Annotated in this window: 5 protein-coding genes; 3 read left to right on the top strand and 2 right to left on the bottom strand. The window is 57.9% G+C overall.

Annotation, left to right across the window (positions count from 1 at the left end; translation table 11 throughout):
• A partial coding sequence (locus NZK35_RS12475; RefSeq protein ID WP_259632868.1) for a hypothetical protein occupies nucleotides 1-226 on the top strand: 226 nt, incomplete at its 5' end.
• Here NZK35_RS12475 and NZK35_RS12470 read toward each other — a convergent pair.
• Together NZK35_RS12470 and NZK35_RS12465 are read right to left on the bottom strand one after the other, a co-directional pair.
• On the bottom strand, nucleotides 223-1008 hold the full coding sequence (locus NZK35_RS12470) for an SMC-Scp complex subunit ScpB (RefSeq protein WP_259632867.1): 786 nt from the start codon (nucleotides 1006-1008) through the stop codon (nucleotides 223-225). The two genes, NZK35_RS12475 and NZK35_RS12470, sit on opposite strands and share 4 nt — an antisense overlap.
• A gap of 12 nt (nucleotides 1009-1020) precedes the next feature.
• A complete protein-coding gene (locus NZK35_RS12465; protein WP_259632866.1) occupies nucleotides 1021-1215 on the bottom strand; it encodes a hypothetical protein in 195 nt (64 codons plus the stop codon).
• A gap of 192 nt (nucleotides 1216-1407) precedes the next feature.
• On the opposite strand from NZK35_RS12465, the gene NZK35_RS12460 reads away from it, so the two are divergent.
• Together NZK35_RS12460 and carB are read left to right on the top strand one after the other, a co-directional pair.
• Nucleotides 1408-2700: an MFS transporter gene (locus tag NZK35_RS12460; protein ID WP_259632865.1), complete on the top strand. Its 1293-nt coding sequence runs from the start codon at nucleotides 1408-1410 to the stop codon at nucleotides 2698-2700.
• Nucleotides 2701-2807: 107 nt separating this feature from the next.
• The gene (gene carB / locus NZK35_RS12455; protein ID WP_259632864.1) at nucleotides 2808-6053 is read left to right on the top strand and encodes a carbamoyl-phosphate synthase large subunit; all 3246 of its coding nucleotides are present in this window, start codon (nucleotides 2808-2810) and stop codon (nucleotides 6051-6053) included.

Genomic DNA, 6053 nt, shown 5'->3' with positions numbered 1-6053 from the left:
GCGGTATTGGCCTAAAGGCTCGACAACAACGGTCGCTGAACCCCTTGCTACTGATGCCCGTGCGAAACGTACCTGCCCGCTTTTCCGCTCGAAAAACGCAACCCCAACGCTAAATGTGATTGAAGCACTAGAAGAATGTCATGCACAGCATGACCTACCCGAAAACCAAGAAGAACGTCATGCACAGCATGACCTACCTGAAAACCAAGGTGACACGGAATACTAGTGCCCAAAGAAGCTCTCGTCGACCAGCGGCAGGTCTTCCAGGGACTCGAGTCCGAACAGGGTGAGGAAGCGCTCGGTGGGGTAGTAGTGCGGGACTTTCCGTCCGCCTTCGGCAGGTGCTTGGCGTTTCATTTCGAGCAGTCGGCGGCGGACGAGTTGGTTGAGCAGCGCGCCGCTGTCTTTTCCACGTTGATCTTGGACGGTCTGGGCCGTGACCCCCGGCTGATAGGCGACCAGCGACAACACTTCGACCGCGGCTTGGCTGAGACGAGCTTCGCGGACCTTGCCGAGAAACGAGTGGCGGACTTTTTCGACCGCGGGGGCAATCGTCATCCGGTAGCCACCGTCTTCGTCTTCGATGATGCGCAGCGCCTGTTCCGCCGACTTGTACGACTGATTGAGCGTCTCGATCATCTCCATCACTTCCTCTTCGGTGACACCGCGCATCAGCGACGCCAGACGGGCGGCGGTGAAGGATTGATTGTCTGGATGGCCGACGAACAGGGCGGCTTCGATGATGCCTTCGGGATGGACGGTGTCGTCGTCGACGACGGAGGTTTCCCTCGCCGCATCCGGAACCGGTTCGTCATCGTTTTCGCCGCTCGGCGGGGATTCCGGCACCGCAAACGTCTCTGGATCATGCGCAGCAGCGGCGCGCGCGTAGGCCGCTCCGATATCATCGAACGAAATCTCGCCGAATCCGGAATCGTCCTCCAAGAACGATTCGGCACTGGAATCATCGGGGGAGATTGATTCGGCCGAGGGGGGGTCGTCGTCGTTCATTGCGGGACGCTCCTAATTGCGGTCTCGAACCCAGGCGACGAATCGACCAAATTGTTCGTGTGCGAGCAGAGATTCGACGGTGTTGTGATGGCAGCGACGGGGAATCAGGTGGTGCTCGGTCGTCCCACGCCTGGTGACGCGACCGCACAAGGCACAGGGGTTGAGAGTGGCGTGGGACTTTGGCGCGCCGGCTTGGGTTCGATTCATCTTCGAATCACGCGTACGGTTTGTCAATTGAATCGATTTTCCCAAATCAACGCGGCAGGTTAGCCCCGTGCATCGGCGAGGGGCGCCGCGCGGCCCCAACAGTCGCGTTACCGCGATACATTCGCAACCGAGAGTCGCTATGATAGCGGGCGAGTTGATTCCTGATTCGCACTTTTTTCTAAGTCGTCGCCGATGTCCAAAGCAGTTCGCCTTGATGTGATGATGTTTCTGCAGTTTTTTGTCTGGGGGGCGTTCTTCGTCCCGATGACGAGTTACCTGCAGCAGATTTTTGCCGGTGAAGAAAATCTCAATACGATCATCGGTGACGTCTATTCGACTCAAACGTGGGCGGCGATCTTTGCCCCGATCATCGTCGGGTTTGTCGCCGACCGATTGTTCAACAAAGAGATCATCAACGGAGTGCTGCAGATTGCCGGCGCCGCGATGCTTTGGTGGTGCAGCACAATCGTCGACTCACCGACCCGATTTTACTGGGTCATGATGGCGTTTTTCTTGTGCTACATGCCGACCTTGGCGTTGGTCAATGCGATCACGTTCCAGAACGTGGATTCGATTGAAAATGACTTCCCCAAGATCAGGTTGTGGGGCACGATCGGCTGGATCGTTTCGGGGTTGGTGGTTTCACAGTCCATGTTCGGGCTATTCCCGATCCCGGTGCTTCCCGGGGTGGAAGACGCCGGCAGCACGAGTTTGCCGTTGCGGCTCTCGGCGGTCGTCGGCCTGATTTATGGGATCTATTGTTTCACCCTTCCCAAGTCACCGCCGCAGGGACGTGACAACCCGGTCAGCATCGGCAAAGTTTTGGGACTGGATGCGATTCGACTGTTCCGCAATCCCAGCTATTTGGTCTTTGCGGTCTGCTCGTTTCTGATTTGCATCCCGTTGGCGTTCTACTATGCCCGGACGTATGACTTTGTTGAAAAGATGGCGTTCGGCAGCGACAGTGCGGGGGTGATGGCGCTCGGTCAAGTGAGTGAAATTTTCTTCATGGCATTGGTCCCGTTTTTCCTGGCCCGCTTGGGCGTCAAGTGGATGTTGCTGGTGGGGATGTTGGCATGGGCCTTGCGTTACGCCTTGTTCGGATTGATGCCCAGCACCTCGGCGATGTTGGTCCTGGGAATCGTCTTGCACGGGATCTGCTACGACTTTTTCTTCGTGACCGGACAGCTCTACACCGATCGCATCGCACCGAAGGAGATCCGGACCAGCGCGCAGGCGTTGCTGGGATTGTTGACGTACGGCGCCGGGATGCTGGTCGGGAACCTGATTCACGGTCCCTGGGGCGATTACATCAATCTGGACCCGACCACCTCGGAAGGCTGGGCGGCGGGGGCCGCAGAATTTTGGCTGATGCCCGCGGGATTGGCGATCGGCGTGTCGGTGCTGTTCTTCGCCACGTTCTGGGACAAGTCCAGTGCGGCGAAGGGAAATAACGCGGTCGCAGCAGACAGTACGACGGCTTAGCGGACAAATCCGGGTTTTCTGGTGTTGCCTATCCTACGCAAGACGGTGGTTGATCTGATATCTTTCCCGAAATTTGGAAACGATCTCGCTCTCCACCGGAAAACGACGTGCCACGACGCGACGACATCAAAAAAATTCTGCTGATCGGCAGCGGGCCGATCATTATCGGCCAAGCCTGTGAATTCGACTATTCCGGCACCCAGGCGTGTAAAGCCCTCCGTGAAGAGGGATACGAAGTGGTGCTGGTCAACAGCAACCCGGCGACGATCATGACCGACCCGGCCACGGCGGATTCGACCTACATCGAACCGCTGACCTGGCAAATGGTCGAAAAAGTGATCGAAAAGGAACGCCCGGACGCCTTGCTGCCCACCCTGGGAGGTCAGACCGGCCTGAACGTTGCCATGGACCTGGACGCCAACGGAGTGCTGGAAAAATACGGCGTCGAAATGATCGCCGCCGACGCGAAGGTGATCGCCAAGGCCGAGGAACGCGACCAGTTCAAAGCGGCGATGGAAAAGATCGGTCTGGACGTCTGCCGCGGCCATATCGTGCACAACATCGAACAAGCCCGCGCCGCGATGGAAGACGTCGGATTGCCGGCCGTCGTCCGCCCCAGTTTCACCATGGGCGGCAGCGGCAGCGCGATCGCCTACAACAAAGACGATTTCGATGCCCTGGTCAAAAGCGGCCTGGACCAATCGCCGGTCACGGAAGTCCTGATCGAAGAATCGATCATCGGTTGGAAGGAATACGAGATGGAGGTGATGCGGGACAAAGACGACAACGTCGTGATCATCTGCAGCATCGAGAATTTTGACGCGATGGGCGTTCACACCGGCGACTCGATCACCGTCGCCCCGGCACAAACGCTCAGCGACAAGGAATACCAGCGGATGCGCGACGCCTCGTTGGCCGTGATCCGCGAAATCGGCGTCGAAACCGGCGGCAGCAACATTCAATTCGCGATCGAACCGTCGACCGGACGAATGATCGTGATCGAAATGAACCCACGCGTCAGCCGCTCCAGTGCCTTGGCCAGTAAGGCCACCGGATTTCCGATCGCAAAGATCGCCGCCAAACTTGCCGTCGGTTACCGGCTCTGGGAATTACCCAACGACATCACCAAAAAAACCAAGGCCTGCTTCGAACCGACGATCGACTATGTCGTCACCAAGATTCCGCGGTTCGCCTTCGAAAAGTTCCCCGAAGCCGACGCGACGCTGATGACGCAAATGAAAAGCGTCGGCGAAACCATGGCGATCGGACGCACGTTCCGCGAATCCTTGCAGAAAGCGATGCGTGGATTGGAAGTCGGCGCCTTCGGTCTCGGTAGCGACAATCGCGATCTCTGGGGAACCGAAGACCAACCCGACTTGGACACCATTCGTGCCAAACTGGGAACCCCCAACGCCGATCGAATCTTCTACCTCCGCTACGCCATCAAGGCAGGCATCTCGATCGAGGAAGTGCATTCGCTGACGCACATCGATCCCTGGTTCCTCGATCACCTTTCGCAAATCATTGAACACGAAGAGCAGATTCGCAAACTCGGATCGCTCGATGCGATGGACCGAGAGCGGATGTGGAACGCCAAACGCGACGGTTTTTCGGACCGACAAATCGCGCACATGCTGTCCTCGACCGAATTGAAGGTTCGTCAACATCGTTTGGATTTGGGCATTCGCCCGGTCTTCAAAAGCGTCGATACCTGCGCCGCGGAATTCGAAGCTTACACGCCGTACTACTACAGCACCTACGAGCTCGAGGACGAATTGCCGCCCAAGGCGGATCAGAAACGCATCGTGATCTTGGGCGGCGGGCCGAACCGGATCGGGCAGGGCATCGAGTTCGACTACTGCTGTTGCCACGCCAGTTTCGCGCTGCGTGAGATCGGTTACGAATCGATCATGGTCAACAGCAATCCCGAGACGGTCAGTACGGACTATGACACTTCGGACATCCTGTTCTTCGAACCGCTCACGATCGAAGATGTCTTGAACATCTGCGACGCAACCCAACCCGACGGCGTGATCGTTCAGTTCGGCGGACAAACGCCCCTGAACCTGGCCCGAGGACTGCAAGAGGCCGGCGTCCCGATCATCGGCACCAGCGTGGATACGATCGAAGCTGCCGAGGACCGCGAGCGTTTCCAACAGCTGATCAATGACTTGCAATTGCGGCAGCCGCCCAGCGGCATCGCCCGCAACATGGAAGAGGCCCGAAGAGAAGTCAAACGCATCGGCTATCCGGCATTGGTCCGACCGAGTTTTGTGTTGGGCGGTCGCGCGATGGAAATCTGCTACGACAAAGCGCAATTCGAACGCTACGTCGCCGAAGCGTTTATCGTTGCCGACGGACAACCGGTGTTGATCGACCGGTTCTTGGAGGACGCCACGGAAGTTGACGTCGACGCGATCTGCGACGGCGATGATGCGGTCATCATGGGGATCATGGAGCACATCGAAGAAGCCGGCGTGCACAGCGGTGACTCGGCCTGTGCCATCCCACCGTTTTCGATCCCCCAAGAGGTGTTGGCCGAATTGCGTGAAGCGACGATCAAGTTGGCCAAATCACTGCATGTCGTCGGGCTGATGAACATTCAATTCGCCATCAAGAACGAGGAGGATGGACCCAAGGTTTATATCTTGGAAGTCAATCCGCGGGCGAGTCGGACGGTTCCGTTTGTCGCCAAAGCCACCGGGGTCCCCGTTGCCAATTTGGCCACCAAGGTGATGACGGGAATGAAATTGGCCGAACTGGGGATCACCCAGGAACCAATTCCCAAGCATGTTTCGATCAAAGAAAGCGTCTTTCCGTTCCGCAAATTTGCCGGCGTCGACATCGTGTTGGGCCCGGAGATGCGGAGCACGGGCGAAGTGATGGGGATCAGTGAAAAGTTTCCGCTGGCGTTCGCCAAAAGCCAGCTCGCTGCCGGGGTGACACTGCCCACCGAAGGCAAGATCTTTGTCAGTTTGAGTTCACGACACAAAGGTTCCGCGGTCAGCTTGGGCAAGGACTTGCGAGCCTTGGGGTTTGAAATCTTGGCCACCAGTGGAACGGCAGCGCGACTGGAAGCAGAAGGCGTCCCGGTGACGCGAATCAAAAAGCTGGCCGAGGGGCAACCGAACTTGATCGACTATCTGAAGAACGAAGATGTCGCGTTGATCATGAACACGCCCAACGGCAAAGGGGCTCGCACGGACGAAGGACGCATTCGCGCCGCGGCCGTGCAACAAGGAGTGCCCTGTATCACCACGATCGCCGCCGCCGAAGCGGCCGTCCGCGCGATGCAGGCCCTGGGAGAGGACGTGATGACCGTTCAGTCACTCCAAGAACGCTACGCGGAGTAA

The sequence above is a fragment of the Stieleria sedimenti genome (genome assembly GCF_025060895.1).
In the GTDB taxonomy this organism is placed as follows: Bacteria; Planctomycetota; Planctomycetia; order Pirellulales; family Pirellulaceae; genus Stieleria; species Stieleria sedimenti.
Note: the sequence above shows the minus strand (reverse complement) of the source record. Positions and strands in the feature narration are given on the sequence as shown.